At 66.9% G+C, this 18,994-nt stretch carries 21 protein-coding genes; 11 read left to right on the forward strand and 10 right to left on the reverse strand.

Annotated features, from left to right (window positions below):
* Positions 1-150: helix-turn-helix domain-containing protein (locus tag ABDZ36_RS12705; RefSeq protein ID WP_343749347.1), on the reverse strand; the 150-nt coding region annotated here is incomplete at its 3' end.
* A complete protein-coding gene (locus tag ABDZ36_RS12710) occupies positions 147-269 on the reverse strand; it encodes a hypothetical protein (protein WP_343749346.1) in 123 nt (40 codons plus the stop codon). The genes ABDZ36_RS12710 and ABDZ36_RS12705, both read right to left, overlap by 4 nt.
* A gap of 364 nt (positions 270-633) precedes the next feature.
* Here ABDZ36_RS12710 and ABDZ36_RS12715 point away from each other — a divergent pair, with 364 nt between their 5' ends.
* Positions 634-1,032, forward strand: coding sequence for a DoxX family protein (locus ABDZ36_RS12715; RefSeq protein WP_211311997.1), 399 nt, complete (start codon positions 634-636; stop codon positions 1,030-1,032).
* Between the two features lie 25 nt (positions 1,033-1,057).
* Here the strand turns inward: ABDZ36_RS12715 and ABDZ36_RS12720 are convergent, their stop codons facing one another.
* The 3 genes from ABDZ36_RS12720 to ABDZ36_RS12730 form a co-directional block, all read right to left on the reverse strand.
* The gene (locus tag ABDZ36_RS12720; protein WP_211311998.1) at positions 1,058-1,291 is read right to left on the reverse strand and encodes a MarR family transcriptional regulator; all 234 of its coding nucleotides are present in this window, start codon (positions 1,289-1,291) and stop codon (positions 1,058-1,060) included.
* Positions 1,292-1,357: 66 nt separating this feature from the next.
* The gene (locus tag ABDZ36_RS12725) at positions 1,358-1,921 is read right to left on the reverse strand and encodes an NAD(P)/FAD-dependent oxidoreductase (RefSeq protein ID WP_211311999.1); all 564 of its coding nucleotides are present in this window, start codon (positions 1,919-1,921) and stop codon (positions 1,358-1,360) included.
* Between the two features lie 80 nt (positions 1,922-2,001).
* Complete coding sequence (locus tag ABDZ36_RS12730) at positions 2,002-2,766, reverse strand: pirin family protein (protein ID WP_211312000.1); 765 nt, start codon at positions 2,764-2,766, stop codon at positions 2,002-2,004.
* Positions 2,767-3,022: 256 nt separating this feature from the next.
* On the opposite strand from ABDZ36_RS12730, the gene ABDZ36_RS12735 reads away from it, so the two are divergent.
* From ABDZ36_RS12735 to ABDZ36_RS12765, 7 genes are all read left to right on the forward strand, one after another.
* The gene (locus tag ABDZ36_RS12735) at positions 3,023-3,439 is read left to right on the forward strand and encodes a Rieske (2Fe-2S) protein (protein WP_211312001.1); all 417 of its coding nucleotides are present in this window, start codon (positions 3,023-3,025) and stop codon (positions 3,437-3,439) included.
* A 367-nt stretch (positions 3,440-3,806) separates the two neighbouring features.
* Positions 3,807-4,220, forward strand: coding sequence for a DoxX family membrane protein (locus tag ABDZ36_RS12740; protein WP_211312002.1), 414 nt, complete (start codon positions 3,807-3,809; stop codon positions 4,218-4,220).
* Between the two features lie 69 nt (positions 4,221-4,289).
* Positions 4,290-4,910, forward strand: coding sequence for a TetR/AcrR family transcriptional regulator (locus ABDZ36_RS12745; protein ID WP_211312003.1), 621 nt, complete (start codon positions 4,290-4,292; stop codon positions 4,908-4,910).
* Between the two features lie 46 nt (positions 4,911-4,956).
* The gene (locus ABDZ36_RS12750) at positions 4,957-5,763 is read left to right on the forward strand and encodes a CBS domain-containing ParB/RepB/Spo0J family partition protein (RefSeq protein WP_211312028.1); all 807 of its coding nucleotides are present in this window, start codon (positions 4,957-4,959) and stop codon (positions 5,761-5,763) included.
* A gap of 152 nt (positions 5,764-5,915) precedes the next feature.
* The gene (locus ABDZ36_RS12755; protein ID WP_211312004.1) at positions 5,916-8,591 is read left to right on the forward strand and encodes a PAS domain S-box protein; all 2,676 of its coding nucleotides are present in this window, start codon (positions 5,916-5,918) and stop codon (positions 8,589-8,591) included.
* Positions 8,592-8,643: 52 nt separating this feature from the next.
* A complete protein-coding gene (locus ABDZ36_RS12760; RefSeq protein ID WP_211312005.1) occupies positions 8,644-9,156 on the forward strand; it encodes an acyl-CoA thioesterase in 513 nt (170 codons plus the stop codon).
* Positions 9,153-9,989, forward strand: coding sequence for an MOSC domain-containing protein (locus ABDZ36_RS12765; RefSeq protein WP_211312006.1), 837 nt, complete (start codon positions 9,153-9,155; stop codon positions 9,987-9,989). Before ABDZ36_RS12760 ends, ABDZ36_RS12765 begins: the two co-directional genes overlap by 4 nt.
* Positions 9,990-10,062: 73 nt before the next feature.
* Here ABDZ36_RS12765 and ABDZ36_RS12770 read toward each other — a convergent pair whose 3' ends face one another.
* Both ABDZ36_RS12770 and ABDZ36_RS12775 read right to left on the reverse strand, forming a co-directional pair.
* Positions 10,063-11,262, reverse strand: coding sequence for an MFS transporter (locus ABDZ36_RS12770; protein ID WP_211312007.1), 1,200 nt, complete (start codon positions 11,260-11,262; stop codon positions 10,063-10,065).
* Positions 11,263-11,410: 148 nt separating this feature from the next.
* Entirely contained in the window at positions 11,411-14,053 is a 2,643-nt protein-coding gene (locus ABDZ36_RS12775; RefSeq protein ID WP_211312008.1) for a heavy metal translocating P-type ATPase, read from the reverse strand.
* A gap of 153 nt (positions 14,054-14,206) precedes the next feature.
* Between ABDZ36_RS12775 and ABDZ36_RS12780 the strand changes: the two genes are divergently transcribed.
* The 3 genes from ABDZ36_RS12780 to ABDZ36_RS12790 all read left to right on the forward strand — a co-directional run bounded on the left by ABDZ36_RS12780 (position 14,207) and on the right by ABDZ36_RS12790 (position 17,153).
* Positions 14,207-15,430, forward strand: a complete 1,224-nt coding sequence (locus tag ABDZ36_RS12780) for an MFS transporter (protein WP_211312009.1) — start codon at positions 14,207-14,209, stop codon at positions 15,428-15,430.
* 94 nt (positions 15,431-15,524) lie between these two features.
* Positions 15,525-16,826, forward strand: a complete 1,302-nt coding sequence (locus ABDZ36_RS12785) for an L-lactate MFS transporter (protein ID WP_211312010.1) — start codon at positions 15,525-15,527, stop codon at positions 16,824-16,826.
* 132 nt (positions 16,827-16,958) lie between these two features.
* Positions 16,959-17,153 carry a hypothetical protein gene (locus ABDZ36_RS12790; protein WP_211312011.1) on the forward strand — a complete coding sequence of 65 codons (195 nt, stop codon included), beginning with the start codon at positions 16,959-16,961 and terminating at the stop codon, positions 17,151-17,153.
* 118 nt (positions 17,154-17,271) lie between these two features.
* Here ABDZ36_RS12790 and dpsA (ABDZ36_RS12795) read toward each other — a convergent pair whose 3' ends face one another.
* Genes dpsA (ABDZ36_RS12795) through dpsA (ABDZ36_RS12805) form a run of 3 tightly spaced genes read right to left on the reverse strand, consistent with a single transcriptional unit; the run spans position 17,272 to position 18,949 of the window.
* Positions 17,272-17,832 (reverse strand): DNA starvation/stationary phase protection protein DpsA, encoded by a 561-nt coding sequence (dpsA, locus tag ABDZ36_RS12795; RefSeq protein ID WP_211312012.1) that lies wholly within the window; start codon positions 17,830-17,832, stop codon positions 17,272-17,274.
* The gene (dpsA, locus tag ABDZ36_RS12800; RefSeq protein WP_211312013.1) at positions 17,829-18,404 is read right to left on the reverse strand and encodes a DNA starvation/stationary phase protection protein DpsA; all 576 of its coding nucleotides are present in this window, start codon (positions 18,402-18,404) and stop codon (positions 17,829-17,831) included. The genes dpsA (ABDZ36_RS12795) and dpsA (ABDZ36_RS12800) overlap by 4 nt, the downstream gene beginning before the upstream one ends.
* Positions 18,404-18,949: a DNA starvation/stationary phase protection protein DpsA gene (dpsA, locus tag ABDZ36_RS12805; protein ID WP_211312014.1), complete on the reverse strand. Its 546-nt coding sequence runs from the start codon at positions 18,947-18,949 to the stop codon at positions 18,404-18,406. Before dpsA (ABDZ36_RS12805) ends, dpsA (ABDZ36_RS12800) begins: the two co-directional genes overlap by 1 nt.
* Positions 18,950-18,994 lie beyond the last annotated feature (45 nt).

The raw sequence follows: 18,994 nt of genomic DNA on the forward strand, positions 1-18,994 counted from the left end.
TTTCTGCTCAGAATACGCCGACGTGTCGTCGGTGCGGTTGAGTCGGTGGAGGAAGTGGTTGTAGACCTGCCTACAGGTATCGACAGTCCACGTTAGCTGCTCTTCGAGAGCGTCGGACGGTCGGAGTCGATACCTGTAGTTGTAGTTCACGAGCGTTCTTCGATGAGGTCGTCGAGTTTCTCTTGGACGAACGAGGACAGACTCAGGTGGTTCTCCTGAATCCACTCGGCTTGGTCGTCGCGGATAGAGATGTTCTTTCGCGTTGCCACACCACACAATATACAAACTACACAAATAAGAGATGCGATTGCGTGGGCCTGTAGGCCGAGCGTCGAAGGTGTTTGAGAACTGTGCGGCGTTGACGAGACGCTCTGCGTCTCGTTCGCGCACGAGAGCTCTGCTCTCGTGAACGCTGTATCCCCTCCCTACTCACTCGCTTCGCTCGTTCGTTGAGGAAGGGGCCTTAGCGCCTCAACTCAGGTAAACCTCTCAGAGTCGGTGAACAGTCAGGATCGCGGGACGAACGGACCCGGGTTGTGGTGCGAACGGACCGGCTAGCGAGACGGAAGCGTTCGCGTGCGCTCGACTCCCGCCACACGTAGGTTTTTGCGTCCGCCGTCGGTACGAGACGGTATGACGACATCGACGACCGACGACGATGGTGCGTCGCTCTCCCGACTCGGGCGTCTCGCGCTCGGGCTCGGACTCGCGCTACAAGCGACTGAGGACTTCCGCGACATGGAGGACACGATCGACTACGCCGAGTCTGCTGGGGTCCCGCTCCCGTCGGTGCTCGCCCCGCTCGCCTCGGGAACAATGGTGTCGGCCGGCGTCGGGATCGCCCTCTGGCGACTCCCCCGACTCGCGACCGGGGCCGCCGCGACGTTCCTCACGGTGGTCACGCTGACGATGCACGACTTCTGGACGAAAGAGCCGGATGAGGGGCGGAGCGGCGAGCGCCTCGCGTTCTTCGGAAATCTCGCGATGCTCGGCGGCGTGCTCATCGCGCTCCGCGAGGCCTGGCGGCGCTGAGGGCGTAACGCGTCGAGACCGAGGGTCAGTCCTCGACGGTCACGGTCAGGGTGTAGAGGTCCTGGCGGGCGTCGGGGATGTACATCTCCTTTTCGATCACGTCGTTCTCTTGGAGACGTTCGAGCGCCTCGCGCGCCGTCCGCTGTGAGAGGCGAGTGCGTTCGATGATGTCCTTCTGCGTCAGCGCGCCCTCGTGTTCGAGTACTTTCAGCACGAGCTTCGCGCTCGGTGGCAGCTGTTTCGCTGTCTCGTCGTCCATCCCTGTGTAGATAGTGGTTCGTGTGTGGTTCGTGGTCGATACGCCCGCGCGCGATTCCGTCCCGCCTCAGAGTTCGGGAACGTCGTCGGGCACGTCGAAGTCGTGGTAGTATTCACCCTTCTCCTTGGAAAGGATGTCGAGGACGGCCGACGCACCGTCGCCGACGGCGATGGCGGCCTGCCACTTCGTGTCGCGGCCCATCGCACCGGTCGCGTAGACGCCGTCAACGCTGGTCTGCATGTCGACGGTGACGTCCACAACGTCCTCGTCGGTGAACGCACACCCCACCTCCTCGGCGAGCTCGCGGTTCGCACCCGTCGCGAGCACGACGTAGTCCGCGTCGTACTCCTCGTCGGCCGTCGTGAGAACGAAGCCGTCACCGTCCTGCTCGACGGACTCGACTTCGGTGTCCTCGTGGACGTCGGCACCACGGTCGCGGGCCTGGTCACGCGCGATCAGGAGGAACTCCTCGCCGCTGATCGAGCGGATCGCGGGGTAGTTGAACAGGTGCGCGCGATCCATCCAGGATTCGCCCGTGTCGAAGACGACGGTTTCGAGGTCGTTCTTCGCGGCGAACTGTGCGGCACTGAGGCCGGCGGGACCGCCACCGACGATTGCGACATCTACCATATGCGATATTGATAGCGCCTCGGTAAAGAGCCTTACCATATGGTCAAACACGGCCATCAGCGAGCGTCGCGGCGCAAGCCTTAGAGGACGAAGGGGCCGCGCTGCGTGATCGGCTCGTCGTGTGGTTCGCCCGCAACGGCGACGACTCGGAACGAATCGCCGGCAGCCTCGTCATCGACCTCGACGGTGACGTCCCCATCGTCAGTAACGGGAAGAACGTCACCGACGCCGAACGCGTGGCCGTCGACCGTTCCCTCGCCCTCGACGCCGTAGAGGAAGCCGGTCCTGCCGTCGGGGATCGACCACGTCCACGCGTCGGAGACGTGGACGTCGAGGTACTCCATCTCGGTGTGGAGGTCGATAGGGGAGCCTTCGCCGACGACGGTCGTCACGGTCGCACCGTCCTGTGTCGTCGTGGGGAGCTCGTCCGCGCTCGCGTCGACGTAGTCGGGCTCGATGTCCTTCTTCTCGCGCGGGAGGTTCACCCAGAGCTGGAGGCCGTTGCAGGCCTGGTCGTCCGCCGGGAACTCGGAGTGGCTAATCTCGCGGCCGGTGGTGATCCGCATCGCCTCGTCCTCGAAGGCGGTGTGCTCGACGCCGAGGGAGTCCTCGTGCTCCATCCCGCCCTCGATCATGTACGAGACGATCTCGAACCCCTTGTGCGTGTGCATCGGGAACCCCTTCTCGGGGTCGATGTAGAAGCGCTCGAACAGGACGAACGGGTCGAGGTGGTGCGGATACGCCTCGGTCGGGAACGCGCGATTCGAGTTGACACCCGTCCCGTGCCGGACGGTCTGGCCTGAAACCGGTTCGTCGCGGCCGTGGGGTGTCTCGTTGCGTGCCATGGACCACGGTACGTTGACCAGGTGGTAAAGCCTGTCGGGACCGGCGGGATGATGCCGGCACTCGTTGACCAGACGGTAAGCGTTTTGCCTACGGGTGAGGTACGGACGAGTGGCGTCCGGTAGAACGCCGGCATACACCGACAGCGGACGTGGACGGCCGACGCTTCGGGGCTGGCATACCCCAGGGATCCGCGTGCGGCCGCCGTCCGTGCGTCGGACAGTACGCTTTTGAGCCCGTCGTCCGTCGATTTACCGTATGGTCGATGGAACGGAGATCGCGTCGCTCGACGACGTTCCCGAGCTCGGATCGTACCTCTTCACCGCCGAGGACATGTTCACGAACGAAGAGGAGGTGATCCTCGTCCGGTGTGACGACGACCCGGGCGTCGAGGCGTGGGTCAACAACTGCCCGCACGAGAGCCAGCGCTTCGATCGAGGCGACGGCGCGGCGATGCGCGACGGCGAGATCATCTGCCCGAAACACGGATCGCTCTTCGACAGCTGCACCGGCGAGTGCGACAACGGCGAGGCTGCGGGCACCACCCTGCCGACCGTCGAAATCGTCGTTGACAGTGGGACGGTCTACCTCACGGATGACGACTACACGTACCTCCACGAGGGCCCGATTGACAGTGACGAGGGTCCTGGGTCGACGTCGCACCTCTCGTTCTGAGCCGGAGACCCGCCGCCGTCCCGGGGGTAGACAGGCATACACCTGTAAATTCGTTGTACCGTTTGGTCAACCTTGTGTACCATTTGGTCAAATTCTCTCGCCGAAGCCATCCATCTCTCCGCGGAACTCCCGATTAACGACGAGAACGATATCCTAATCATGGTCGAAATGGCACGTTTGTCCGAGTCGTCATCCGCCGTCGAGAGCCGATTCAACCCCCGAAATCGCCGTCTACGGTGATCGTAATGCGGGCCGAACCGTAAGAGGGATGACTGGACCATCCCCCAGTACGTGATATGACGAACACTGCGAAGCCGACGATCGAAGTTGATGGACTGCGTGGAACGACAACGACGGTGGGCGGGCAATGAGCACGGGCATCGAGGCGATCCTGCTGATCGTCGGCCGCCTCCTCTTCGGCGGCGTCCTCGCGTACACGGGGATCGGCCACTTCACCGGCACCGAGGGGATGGCCCAGTACGCCGAGTACAAGGGACTCCCCGCACCCAAGCTCTCCGTGCTCGCGTCCGGTGCTCTCCTGGTCGTCTGTGGGATCGGCGTCGTCGTCGGGGTCTTCCCCGTCGTCGCGGCGGTCGTGCTCGCCGGCTTCCTCGTCGTCTCGGCCGTGATGATGCACGACTTCTGGAACGTCGATGAGGAGCAGCGACAGAGCGAAGTGAACAACTTCCAGAAGAACATCGCGATGGCCGGCGGCGCGCTCATCCTCGCGTCCGTCGCCGCGAACGGCTGGGCGATGGGACTCGGTATCGGCGCTTTCTGAGGACCCGCCGATCGAGCGGTCGGCGCTCACCTCACAACTCGTATAAGGCTCTCTACCGTACGTTCTTCCATGACCGCTTCGAGTACGTCCCAGTCGTCGTCCGACACGCGGGAGGCGATCATGGAGGCGACGTTTCGGGCGCTCAGTACGCACGGCTACAGCAACCTGCGCGTCCGCGACATCGGCGAGGAGTTCGAGAAGAGCAGAACGCTCATCCACTACCACTTCGACGGGAAGCACGACCTCATCTCCTCGTTCCTCGAATATCTCGTCGCGCAGTACGAGAGCGATCCGGCGGTGCCCGCGGACGCCGACCCGTGGGTCGTCCTCGACAAGCGCCTCGATCAGTGTCTCTTCGGCCCGGACGTCGGCGACTTCGATCACTGGGAGCGGATGCGCGTCTATCACGAACTCTTCTCGCACGCCCGCCACGACGAGCGCCACCGGGAGGCGTTCAACGAGCATTACGAGACGATCCGCGGCAACATCGCGCGCGTCCTCGAAGCCGGGATCGAGCGCGGCGTCTTCGCCGACGTCGATGTCGAGGACATGACGCAACTCATCACGGACGTCATCCACGCCGCGCGCGCCCGCAAGATCTCGCTCGGTCACGACAACGCGCCCGCCCAGTCCCGGCGCGCCATCGACGAGTTCGTGCTCCCGGCGCTCGAACCGGACGGCGAGACGTAGAGCCGTGTCGGGAGAACGCAACGAGCGCGACGCGACGCTCACGCCGATGGAGTTCGACGAGATCAGCGTCGCGTCCTACATGCGGACGGACATCGACACCGTCGGGCCGGACGCGTGGGTGACGGACGTCGTCGACCGACTGAAGGCCGGCGCGCAGTACACTGGCCTCCCGGTCGTCGACGAAGAGGATCACCTCCTGGGATTCGTCGGCGCGATCGACCTCCTGGAGGTGTACGGGGATATCCACGTACGCGAGGTGATGACCCGGGAGCTGATCGTTGTCCGTCCGGAGATGTCCGTGAAGGACGCCGCGCGCGTCATCTTCCGCACCGGCCACCAGTTCCTCCCGGTCGTCGACGAGGACGATCACCTCCTCGGGATATTCTCCAACGGCGACGCCGTCCGGAGTCAGATCGAGCGTACGACGCCGTCGAAGGTGGAGAGCACCCGCGAACTCCTCGAGCGGACCCACGACATCGACATCGACGTCTCCGAGCGCGAGGTCACCGTCTCCGAACTCCTGCCGACGCAGCGCTCCGTCTACGCGGACGAACTGGAGGGTCGGAAGTACGAACTCGAAAACGGGCTCGCGGAGCCGCTCATCGTCATCGACTACGGCTACGAGACCCTCCTCGTAGATGGCCACCATCGGGCGCTCGCCGCGAAACGCGCCGGGATCGACCGGATGCACGCTCACGTACTCGCGGTCCCCCGCGATGAGGTCGCCGAGCTCGGCCTCCGCGAGATGGCGCGGCGCGGCGGCCTCGAATCGCTCGACGACGTCGAGATCGACGACTACGTCCAACACCCGCTGATCCGGAAGACGGACCCGGACGCACACGGCGCGGAGTGATGTACGACGTGAGGTGACACACGGCTCGGGGTGACGCACGGCGCGAGGTGACACACGACTTGCGGGAGCGTCACGCCGACGCGGCGGATGTCTCGAATCGAGCGCGGCGAAGGTTAAGGGGCCGGCGGACGTACACGGAACACTACACCCGCATGTCCGGCACACCACCATCGACGTCGCGTGCGCCACCGACCGAACACCACGCCACGAGACGGCCGATCCGCGTCCTCTACATCGACGACGACCGTGCGTTCGCCGAGCTGGCCGCGAAGCGACTCGCGCGCGAAGACGACCGGTTCGACGTCACGGTCGAGACGGACCCGGAAGACGCGCTCGAACGTGTTCGTGACGACCCACGACGGTTCGACTGCGTCGTGAGCGACTACGACATGCCGACGCTCGACGGGCTCGCCCTCCTCGACGCCGTCCGCGACGTCGCCCCCGATCTCCCGTTCATCCTCTTTACGGGGATGGGGAGTGAGGAGATCGCAAGCGAGGCGATCTCGCGCGGCATCACCGACTATCTCCAAAAGGGAGGCAACACCGGGCAGTACACCGTCCTCGCGAACCGCATCCGAAACGCGGCGACGACCGCTCGGATGCACCGACAGCAAGCGCGCTACCTCACGGCGATCGAAACCGCCCGCGAGGGGATCAGCATCCTGAGCGCCGACGGCGAATACGTCTACGTCAACGAGACGTACGCCGACCTCTACGGCTACGAGCCGGCGGAACTCCGCGGCACGCATTGGAGCGTCACCTACCCCGACGAGGACACGGATTTCGTCCACGAGGAGATCCTGCCGACGGTACGAGATGAGGGCTACTGGCAGGGGTTCACGACGGGGGTCCGGGCCGACGGCACAACCTTCCGCGAGGATCACGTCGTCGCGACGACGAACGGCGACGATCTCGTCTGTACGGTTCGCGACATCTCGAACCTACACGATCGGGCGTTCGAGATGAAACTCCCCGCGATCGAGGCGGCACCGGTGGGGATCGCGATCAGCGACGCCGATCGGGCGGACAACCCCCTCGTTTACGTGAACGAGCGATTCGAGGAGCTGACCGGCTACGCGGAGTCGGAGATCGTCGGGCGGAACTGTCGGTTCCTACAAGGCGAGAAGACCGACGAGGCCGCCGTCGCCGAGCTGCGGGCGGCGATCGACGCCGCGGAACCCGTCACCGTCGAGTTGCGGAACTACCGGAAGGACGGCACCGAGTTCTGGAATCGCGTCGACATCGCCCCGATACGGAACGACGTGGGGGACGTGACGCACTTCGTCGGCTTCCAGCAGGACGTCACCGAGCGCCGCAAGCGCGAAGCGGACCTCGAAGCCGTCGCGGCACACCTGGAAGCTCTTTTCGACAACTCTCCGGACATGATCGAGGTCCTCGACACGACCGGGAAACGTCTCAGGGTGAACCAGCGGCTGTGTGACGAACTCGGCTACGACGAGGATGAACTGCTCGGCGCGGGCGTGTGGGAGACCGATCGGTCGACGACGGCCGAGATGGTCCGCGAGACGCTGCCCAGGCTCGAACGGGGCGATCGCCGGCGCTTCGAGGGGCGTCTCGAACGACACGACGGATCGACGTTCCCCGTCGAGGTCCATCTGCTTCGCTTCGACGTCGAGGGTGAGCCGCGGTTCATGGCCGTCGTCCGTGACATCACGCAGCAGAAACGCCGCGAGGAGACGCTGCGCGCACTCTACGAGTCCACGCAGTCGCTGATGGACGCGGCCGACCGGCAGGCGGTCGCGGAGCAGGCCGTCGAGACGGCACGGGGCGTGCTCGACCGCCCGCTCAACACCCTCTGGCTGTACGACGAGGACGCGGACGCCCTCCGGCCGGCCGCGACGACCGCCGAGACCCACGACGTGTTCGACGGCATCCCGACCTACACAGGCGGTGAGAGTCTCACGTGGGAGTCGTTTCGAACCGGCGAAGTCGCCGTCTACGACGACCTCGCGGCCGAGGCGGACCGGTACAATCCCGAAACCCCGATCGAGAGCGAGCTCATCCTCCCGCTCGGGCCGTACGGCGTGTTAGTGATCGGCGCACGCGAGACCGACGCGTTCACCGACGAGACGGTCTGGCTCGCCCGGCTCTTCGCGCGGACCGTCGAGGCGGCGCTCGCGCAGACCGCGCGCGAGGAGGAACTGCGCAACCAGCGCGAGGAGCTCGAACGGCAGAACGACCGCCTCGACGCGTTCGCGGGCATCGTCTCGCACGACCTCCGCACGCCACTCAACGTCGCGGACGGCTATCTCGAACTCCTGGCGGCGGACGTCGACGACGAACGGATCGCGACAGTGCGGGACGCGCTCGACCGGATGGACGCGATCATCGAGGAGACGCTGGCGCTCGCGCGACAGGGCCGGACGGTCGGCGAGATGGAGACCGTCCAGCTCGCCGACCTCGCGCGGCGGTGCTGGGAGCGCGTCGACACGGCCGACGCCACGCTCGACGTCGCGTCCGGACGGACGTTCCGCGGTGACCCCGATCGGCTCCAACACGTCTTCGAGAATCTCTACCGGAACGCGATCGAGCATGGCGGCGAGGGCGTGACCGTCCGGGTCGGCGCGCTCGACGACCGCGGGTTCTACGTCGAAGACGACGGGTCGGGCATCCCGACGGAGCAACGCGAGTCCGTCCTCGAACCGGGATATTCGACCGGGGACGACGGCGTGGGGTTCGGGCTGGCGATCGTCGGGGAGATCGTCGACGCCCACGGCTGGTCGATCGACGTCACGGAGAGCGCGGCCGGCGGCGCGCGCTTCGAGATCGTGACCGACGACGAAACGACGCGAACGGCGGACCGGTAGCGCGTCGGCGGACACCACCGAGTTAAATGAGGGGCCGACGTACGGCCCCGATATGACAGACTCAGCGACTCTTGGTTCGTCGCTCACCGAGCGGACGGAGGTTCTGATGCCGGAGGGGACGAACCACCTCGGGCGCGCGTTCGGCGGTCGCATCCTCGAATGGATGGACGTCGTCGCCTCCGTCGCCTGCCGACGCTTCGCCGGCAGCCAGGTCGTCACCGCGAGCATCGACCACGTCGACTTCCACGCGCCCATCGAGGTCGGCGACGTCGTCACCATCGAGGCGTACGTCTTCGACGCCGGGCGGACGAGCCTCACCGTCCGAACGACCGTCCGCGCCGAGGACCCCGAGAATGGCGAGGAGTGGGACGTCACCGGCGCGTTCTTCACGTTCGTCGCCGTCGACGACGACGATCAGCCGACTCCCGTTCCGTCGCTTGCGTGTCCGAGCGAGAACGAGCGCGCCCTCCGCGACCGGGCGCTCGACGATCGACGCGAACACCGCGAGGCGCTGGTCGAACGACTCGACGCGGAGGGCGCAGGGACGGACATCGAGTCGGAATGACCGACGCCGACCCGCACCTCGCCCGGATCCGCGTCTATCCCGTGAAGTCACTCGACCCGGACGACCGGGCCCGAGCCCGCGTCCTCCGCGACGGCGGGCTCACGGACGACCGGGCGTACGCGATCCGCGACGCCGACGGCCGCTACGTCAACGGGAAGCGCGAACCCGCAGTCCACGGAATCGACGCGTCGTTCGACACCGACGGCCACGAGCTCGCGCTCCGCGAGCGCCGCGACCGGGCGACCGGGACGCTTCCCGCCGAGTCGTTCTTCCTCGCCGACGAACGGGGGCGGGACGCCGCCGCCGACTGGCTCTCGACGTATTTCGGCTATCCGGTGACGCTCGATCACGACGGCGAGGGCGGCTTCCCCGACGACACGACCGCGCACGGCCCGACCGTCGTCTCGACCGCGACGCTCGCCGCCGTCGGCGACTGGTTCGACCTCGACACGGAGAGCGTGCGCCGCCGCTTCCGCCCAACGCTGGAAGTCGGCGGCGTCCCCGCGTTCTGGGAGGACCGTCTCTACGTCGACCACGAGCGCGTCGTCCGCGTCCGCATCGGCGACGCCGAGTTCCTCGGGACGAACCCGTGCTCACGCTGTGCCGTCCCGTCGCGCGACCCCGACACGGGCGACGCCATCGAGGGGTTCCGCGAGACGTTCGTCGAGCGCCGCGAGGCGACGCGCCCCGCGTGGGCGAGCGAGGCGTGGTTCGATCACCACTATCGGCTCGCGGTGAACACCGCGGTCCCGGAAGCGACGGTCGGCGCGACGCTCGCCGTCGGCGACACCGTCGAAATCCTCGACGTTGAGGACGGCAACCCGCAGTCGTAGGGGCGACTATGCGCCGTTCTCGCTCCCTGCTGTCGACGTGACGCAAAGAGCGGGTCGCTCCGCGGAACCGACCTCAGCGCCCGCGTCGCAGCGCCGCGACGATCACCGCAGCAAGGAAGAAACATCCGCCGGTGGCGGCGATGGCGTCAGGGTACGAAAAGCGGGTGATGATCGCACCGAGAACCACGGGCGCGAGCGCGCCGCCGATGGGGAGGCCGGTGTAGACGAGGCCGAAGCTCTTGCCGGTGTCCTCGGCCCCGGAGAGGGCGTTCGTGATGCGATCACGCGCGGGAAGAACGACGCCGAACCCCGCACCGGCGATCGCCCACACGACGATAAACGGCGTCGCACCGAGGTCGAGCGTGATGCCCGCGACGAGGACGAGGGCCGTCCACGCGAGGCCAACGACGATGATCGCAAAGGCGTCGTAGCGGTCGGCGAGCCAGCCACCAAGCAGGACACAGAGCGAGGTCACACCGAGGAACGCCGTCAGCGCCGTGTTCCCGACGACCGTCGAGAGGTCGAGGAAGTGTGCCGCGAACGCCGTCGTGTACGTCTGGAGGCCGGTATCGGCGAGTGTCACCAGCAGGAAGAACGCGAACATCCCGGCGACGAGCGGACGTTTGAGCAACGCGATGCTGCCGAACGGCGAGGTGTGGGCGTCGGCGGACGCCTCGGAAGAGGTCATCTCCCGCAGGACGCGCCGGTGAACTGGGGCGAGCGCGGCGGCGAGGACGACGGCGTAGACGAGACCACCGGCACCGACGGCGATCAGGGCGGTTCGCCAGTTGGCGAGCGCCGCGATACCCGTTAGCAGGACGGGCGCGGCGGCGAATCCGATGAAGCCGCCGAAAGAGTGGACGCTGAACTGCTTGCCCTCGCTCGTGGCGTCGCCGGTGGCGTCGAGGAGCGCGTAGTTCGCCGGGTGAAACGGCGATTGGCCGACGCCGGAGAGGAACGCACAGGTGAGAACGTGGAGATACGACGTGGCGAACCCCGCCGCCCCGATGCTCGCCGCGGTCAGCGCGAGCCCAGCGACGACGACGCGCTTCCCGCCGACCCGGTCCACGAGTTCGCCCGCCGGCACCTGACAGAGAAACTGCGCGGCGAAGATGAGCGTCACGCTCACCGCGAGTCGCGTGACTGAGACGTCGAATGTCCCCGCAATGAGTGGGAACAGTGGCGGGAGCGCGAGGAGAAAGACGTGCGAGACGAAATGGTCGGCGCTGACGAGTGTCGTCACGCCGAGGACACCTGACGCGCGCCGCGTCATCGCGCGTCGCGGTCGGGCACGAATCGAGGGCGGTACCGCCGCAGTCGGTCGACCAGCATGGACATATCGACGACATGATCCGGGCCGGCCTAAGCGTTTCCGACATGCGACCGCGCGGAGATGGGCCGCCGGGCCGAATTCGACGAGCCTACCAGAGCGAGTACGGCTCGTCCGGATTATACCTCCTGAACAGGAGGCTGTTCGAGAGCACGCTCACGCTACTGAACGCCATCGCGGCGGCGGCGAGCGCGGGCATCATGAGCCCGAGCGAGGCGAGCGGGATGAGGACAGTGTTGTAGCCGAGCGCCCAGAAGAGATTCTGTTTGATCTTCCGGAGTGTCGCGTCGGAGATGTTGACAGCCTTCAGGACGTCATCGGGGTCGTCGCGCATCAGCGTGACGTCCGCGGCCTCGATGGCGACGTCGGTCCCGGAGCCGATCGCCGCGCCGACGTACGCGGCGGCGAGCGCGGGCGCGTCGTTCACGCCGTCACCGACCATCATCGCGCGTGCACCGTCGGACTGGATGGCGTCGACGGCGTCGGCCTTCTCGTCCGGTAGGACCTCGGCGCGGACGTGCTCGGCGGGGATCCCGAGTTCGTCGGCGACGGCGCGCGCCGTCCGCTCGTTGTCGCCGGTGAGCATCCGCACCGTGAGCCCGCGCTCATGGAGACGAGAAACGGCGTCCTTCGCGGACGGCTTCACCGTGTCCGCGGCCGCGACGACGCCGACGAGCCGCCCATCGACGGCGACGAGCATCGCCGTCTTTCCCTCGGATTCGAGGCGCTCGCGGGCGTCGGCGGCGGCATCGGTCGGAACACCGGCATCGTCGAGCAACGCGGGGTTGCCGACGAGTATTTCGCGGCCGTCGATAGTCGCGCGCACGCCCTTCCCGGCGACGTTCTCGAAGCGCTCGGGCGTCACGGGGTCGATGCCGCGCTCCGTCGCGCCGTCGACGATGGCCGTGGCGAGCGGATGCTCGCTCCCCGACTCCGCGCTCGCGGCCGCGTACAGCAGGTCGGCCTCGGAATCGGTCGACGTCGCGCTCTCGTCGCTCTCGGCGGTCACGACGCCGGCCCCGTCGGCGCGCGTCTCTCCCTCCCGCTCGCCCCCGTCCGCCGCGGTGTGATCGAGCGCCACGACGTCCGTGAGCGTCATCTCGCCCTCGGTGAGCGTGCCGGTCTTATCGAAGACGACGGTGTCGACGTCGCGAACCCGTTCGAGGACGTCGCCGCCGGTGAAGAGGACGCCGTTCGTCGCGCCGATGGAGGTGCCGATCATCGTCGCCGCGGGCGTCGCGAGGCCGAGCGCGCAGGGGCACGCGACGAGCACCGCGGAGGCGAAGACGACGACCGCGAACTCGAAGACGCTCACGGTGCCACCGGCGACGACCGGGCCGCCGCCGACGAGCCCCCAGAGCGGGAGCCAGCCGACGAACCCCGCGAGCGTCGCGGGGAAGGCGTACCAGAGGACACCCCACAGGAGGGCGTTGACGACGACCGCGGGGACGAAATAGGCCGAGATGCGGTCGGCGAGGTTCTGCACCTCGGGCTGGCGCGATTGGGCTTCGCGGACCGTTTCGACGATCTGCTGGAGCGCCGTCTCGGAGCCGACCTTCGTCGCCTCGACGACCAACCGACCGTTCTCGTTCACGGTGCCACCGACCACGTCGTCGCCGGGCGTCTTCCCGACGGGTTCGGACTCGCCGGTCACCATCGACTCGTCCACGGCCGATTCGCCCTCGATCACGACGCCGTCGGTCGGGACCTTCTCACCGGGCTTGACGACGAGGCGGTCACCGACGTCGACTGCGGAAACCTCGACCTCGCGCTCCTCGCCGTCCTCAAGGATGCGCGCGGTGTCGGCCTCCATTTCGAGGAGGGACCGGATGGCCTCGCCGGCGCGGCTCTTCGAACGCGCCTCGAGGTAGTTGCCGAGCGTGATGAACGTGAGGATGAAGACGGCACCGTCGAAGTACGTGCCGCCGGGGATGAGTCCGACGAGGGTCGCGACGCTGTAAACGTACGCCGTGGAGGAACCGAGCGCGATGAGGACGTCCATGTTCGCCCGGCCGTTCGTCACGACCGCCTTGTACGCGTTCTCGTAGAACTCCTTGCCGAGGTAGTACTGGACGGGCGTCGCGAGGAGGAAGCCGAGGACTTCCATCGGGAGGCCGATACCGGGGATCGTCTCGGGGAGGAGGTCGGGCGCGAACAGTCCTTCGAGCATCAGCGCGAACAGTGGGAGCGCGAACGCCGCACCGAAGAGCGTGAGAGTCCACTGTTTGCGCGTCTCGGCGCGGCGCGCGGCGTCGGCGGCGCTCTCTCCGGCCGCACCTGAGGCACTCGATTCGCCCGACGTACCTCCCGGTGCCGTCTCGCGAACCGGCGAGTACCCCGCGTCCGCGATGGCGTCGGAGAGATCGTCCATCGACGCCGTCGCGGGGTTGTACCGAACGCGGGCCTCGTCCGTCGCGAAGTTCACGTCCGCCTCGATCACGCCCGGCGTCTCGCGGAGCGCGTCGTGGACGGTCTGCGAGCAGTTCGCACACGACATGTCGGTGATCGTGATCGTCACCGACTCGTCGACGGGGTCGTAGCCCGCGTCCGCGATGGCGTCGTAGACGGCCGCGAGCGACACCGAGTCGGGATCGTACTCGACGCTCGCCTCGTCGGTGGCGAAGTTCGCGTTCGCCGTCGTGACGCCGTCGAGGCCGGCGAGGGCGTCCTCGATCGTCGCCGAGCAGTTGGCGCAGGACATCCCCCGGACGTCTATCCGCTCGGTTCTGGGCATACGGGAACAACGGGCTACTCGTTGAACCGATTTGCCCTTATCGAACGGAGGTGGATGGGGGGTCGTCGCTTCGGTTTCGAAGGCGGACGTCACGGATCGCGTGTCGCGCACGAGCGATGCGTATAATCGGGTCGGGCGTGTACGACCGGGCGAATGAGCCTCGGCGTCGACACACACCGATGGGCACCGTCGGCCGTACAGCGCGATCGGGCGGTCCTCGCGCTCGTCGTCTTCGTCGTCCTGTTCGCGCAGGTGCTCCTCTATCCCGGGATCACCGACCTCGTCGCCGCACTCGGACGCGCACCGTCGCTCGATGCCGGGACGTGGTTCCTCGGTGCCGAGTTCGCCGCCTTCGTCCTCTTCGCAGGTCTCTGGGGATATCTGAGTGATCGGACGGGACGCCGGACGGTGTTCATCGTCGCGGGCGCGCTCGGCGGCGCGCTCGGCTACCTCTCGCTCGCCACCCTCGGACGTGGCGGCGACGTCCCGTTCTTTCTCCTACTCGCCATCCGCTTCGTCCAGGGTGCGTTCACCATCGGCGCGCTCTCGCTGGCGATGACGATGCTGATGGACTTGGAGGGTGGCCACGGGAAGAACATGGGCGCGGCGGGGATCGCCATCGGCTCGGGGACGGCGATCGGCGCGCCGCTGGGCGGCCAGCTCTCCGAGCTGGGGGCGCTCGTCCCGCTGTGGGTCGCCGGCGCGGGCCTTCTCGTCGCCGCGCTGTTGGCGATGCGCGTGGCCGACCGCGCGCCGAGCGGCCGGGCGGTCGGGCTCACCGACGTCGTGGAACGACTTCGCGCGACCCCAGAACTCGGGTTCCCGTACGCCTTCGGCTTTATGGACCGGCTCACAGCGGGGTTCTTCGCGCTCGTGGGAACCGTCTACTTCCGCGAGACGTTCGGCCTCGACGCGGGCGGTGCCGGTCTCGTCCTCGGGTTGTTCTTCGCGCCGTTCGCGCTCCTCCAATACCCGCTCGGCGTCGTCTCGGATCGCGTGGGACGCACGCTCCCCATCGTCGCCGGCTCGGTCTGCTACGGAGCCGTCATCGTCGGCGTCTCGCTCGCGCCGACGCTCGCGCTCGCCGCGGGAGCGATGGTCGTCCTCGGCATCTGTGGCGCGCTCGTTTCCCCGGCGACGATGGCGCTCGTCACGGATATCGCCGCCGACGACGAGCGCGGCGTCGCGATGGGCGGCTTCAACGTCTTCGGAAACCTCGGCTTCCTCGCCGGGTTCGTCGTCGGGAGCGTCGTCGCCGACACGGCCGGATACACCGCTGCGTTCCTGACCGCGGGTGCGCTCGAGGCCGGGATCGTCCTCCTCACGCTCCCGGCGTTCCTCCGACTCGACGTGCTCGGCCGCGGCCAGAACACATAAAGGGGCGAAGATCCGGCAGTTACGACCCCTTTAGCGCCAGTTTGGACTTCCGGATCGGGAGGATTTATGGTCCCCGCACTTCAGACCAGATATCATGGGTAATAACGGTGCGGACAAGAACAGATGGCTGATCGCAGTCGGTGCGGTCGCCATCCACCTGTCGATCGGTGGAATCTACGCGTACAGCATCTATCAGATCCCGCTGAACGAGGTGCTGGGATGGGAGACCTCCAGCGTCTCGCTGGCGTTCTCCATCGCCATCTTCGTGCTCGGGATGACGGCCGCGTTCCTCGGAAGCTACGTTGAGAAGTACGGCCCCCGGAAATCCGGGCTCGCCGCCGCCGTCCTGTACGGCGTCGGTATCATCGGTGCCGGCGTCGCCGTACAGACAGGGAGCCTCTACCTGTTCTTCGCTACGTTTGGCGTCATCGGCGGGATGGGCCTCGGTCTCGGCTACATCTCCCCGATCGGGACGCTCCTCGAATGGTTCCCCGACCGCCGCGGCATGGCGACCGGCCTCGCCGTGATGGGCTTCGGTGCCGGTGCGCTCCTCACCAGCCCGCTCGGTAACGCGCTCATGCTGCACTTCAGCACTGGATCCGCGCAGTACACGCAGGGCGGCATCGCGACGACGTTCTACGTACTCGGCGCGCTCTACTTCGTCCTCATGGCGCTCGGCGCGAGCTACCTCGCCAAGCCCTCGGAGGATTGGCTCCCCGAAGGAATGGAGAGCACTGCGGAAGCACAGGAGAAGGCGAAGTCCGCCATCTCCGGCCTCTCGAACCTCACCGCCGCCGAAGCGCGCAAGACGCCGCGCTTCTACATGATCTGGCTCATCATCTTCATCAACGTCTCCGCGGGCATCATGCTCCTCGCGTACGCCTCCCCGATCCTGCAGACGCTCGGCGGCGCGTCCGCGACGACGGCCGCGTTCATCACCGGCTACATCGGGATCTTCAACGGCGGCGGACGCATCTTCTGGTCGTCCCTCTCCGACTACATCGGTCGGACGACGACCTACGGTGCGTTCTTCGTCATTCAGATCCTCGCGTTCTTCATGCTCCCGCAGGTCACGGGCGTCTGGATCATCGCGATCACGCTGTTCATCATCATCACATGTTACGGCGGCGGCTTCGCGTGCCTGCCGGCGTACCTCAGCGACCTGTTCGGCACGAAGGAGGTCAGCGCGATCCACGGCTACGCCCTGACCGCGTGGGGGCTCGCCGGCGTCGCCGGCCCGACGCTCGCCTCAATCATCCTCGAGTCCACGGGTAGCTACACGACCGCGCTCTACATCATCAACGTCGTCCTCGTCGTCGGTCTCGTCGTCGTCCTCGTCCTGCGCTGGCGCATCGGCGAAGTCGGCGAACAGAGCGCGACGGCCGCGGCGAACTAACGCGTCGTCGTAGCCGCGTCGTATCGAGCGCGGATCACGCGGTTTCGGCTTTTTCGACACGGGTTCGGCGGACGCGATCGGGCGTACGACGAGACCCGTACCTTTTTCTTTAGGTGGACCTAAACGTCGCGTATGTCATCATCGCGTCGTTCGTCGCGGGTCGAGCGTTCGGACGATCCGGACGGTCGAACCACCGCGGACGCACGGGAGAGCGAGACGCCGACGGTCAACTGCCGCGAGCTCCACGCGGAACGTCGCGTCTTCACCGAGGACGGAAACAGCGACGGCTGGATCTCGACGGACCTGACCGTCGTTCCCGAGGAGTAGCCGGCGGAGTCGTCTCCGGTCCGCACAGTTCGACACCGAGCGGTCGCTGGGCATCGAAGTGCCGGCCGAAATGGTGGGTCGCGAAACGAAAAGACGGGTCGCGAAAGGGCGGGAAACGTCAGTCGTCCATGCGGACGAGCGTGTCGTCGGCGAGGAACTTCTCCACGTCGTGGGCGTCCTCCTCGATCGTGCGGAGGTGCTCACGGAGGATCTCGACTGTGGTCTCGTCGCCGATCTCGGCGGCGAGTTCGATGTGCTCGCGCAGTTGTGCGACGAGGATCGCGTACGCCTCCAGGTCGTTTTCGAGGGACGCGCGGAGCGCGTAGACGGCCGCACCCTCGATGTGCATCGGGGCGTGCTGTCGGATCCCCATCGGCCCGTTGACAGGAACGCCGCCGAGCGCGTGGACACGGATCGCGATCTCGTCCGTCGCCTCGGAGAGCCGGTCCGCGGCGTCCTCCAAGAACTCGACGACGGGACGGACCTCCGCGCCCTCGAGCGTCCAGTAGTGCTTGCGCAGCTGGTTGAACAGGATGTAGAGCCCGGAGAGGTCGGCGTTGAGCGCCTCGACGATGCGCGTTGCGGCCTCGCGATCGAGGCGGAGCTCGTTGTCGACGACGGTGCCCCACTCCTGTCGGAGCGCGTCGTCACCGGGGTTTCGCAGGTGCGGCGCGCTCATCGCGATCCCTCCGTGACGAGCGTGTCGTCGGCGAGGAAGTCCTCGATATCGGCCGCGTCGTCCTCGAGCTCCTCGAGGCGATCCTGCAGGAGTTCGACCGTGGCCTCGTCACCGAGCTCCTGTGCGAGCTCGATGTGCTCGCGCATGCTCGCGACGAGCGTCGCGTAGGCCTCTAAGTCGCCCGCAAGGGAGGCGCGAAGGTCGAAGTGGTGTTCGGCCTCCAAGTGGACCGGCGCGTACTCCTGGAGGTTCGGTGGTGTGCTCGCCGGCACGCCGCCGAGCGTCGTGATGCGCTCGGCCAGATCGTCGTTCAGGTCACGAGCGCGTTCGTACTGCGCTTTGAGCACGTCCGCGACGTCCTCGTGTTCGGCACCTTCCGCAGTCCAGTAGTGTTTGCGCAGGACGTAGAAGAGGTTGAACGCGCCGGCGTGGTCGGCGTTGAGCGCCTCGACCATCCGTGCGGCGTCGTCCTGATCGAGCCGGACGGCGTTCTCCACGGTCGTCCCCCACTCTTGGCGGACGGCCGCGCCGTCGAGCTCGCGAACCAGACGCCCGGACCGTGGTTCGGCCATCAGTTGGTCGCGGTTTCGAGGACGAGGGTGTCGTCTTCGAGGTAGTGATCGACCTCGTGCGCTGCGTCTTCGAGATCTTCGAGGACGTCGCGCAGGAGCTCGCTCGTCGCGTAGTCGCCGAGATCCTCGGCGAGCGCGACGTGCTCACGGACCGACTCGATGACGTCACCGTACATCTCGCGGTCGTTCTCCAGCGACGTGCGGATGTCGTAGACGTCCTCGCCCTCGAAGTCGACGTGAGAGTGCTCCGCGAGCGCGGCGGGGCCGCTCACCGGGATGCCACCGAGGGCCTGTGCGCGCTCGGCGATGTCGTCGGCGGCGTCCTCGGCCTCCTCGGCGCGGTCGCCGAGGAACTCGTGGAGGTCGTTGAACTCGGCACCCTCGACGTTCCAGTGGTGCTTGCGGAGCTGATGGTAGAGGACGTACGACGCCGCGAGGTCCTGGTTCAGCGCCTCGACGATCTGTTCTGCCTTCCCCTGATCGAGTCGCAGCGCGTTCTCCTCGACGGTGCCCGCTTCGCGACGGACTGTCTTCTGGGTGCTCATCGTACTACCGTCTATGCGCCCTCCTCACTTAAAGGTTTCCTCCAT

It is taken from the genome of Halarchaeum salinum, from assembly GCF_039520965.1.
Classification (GTDB): domain Archaea; phylum Halobacteriota; class Halobacteria; order Halobacteriales; family Halobacteriaceae; genus Halarchaeum; species Halarchaeum salinum.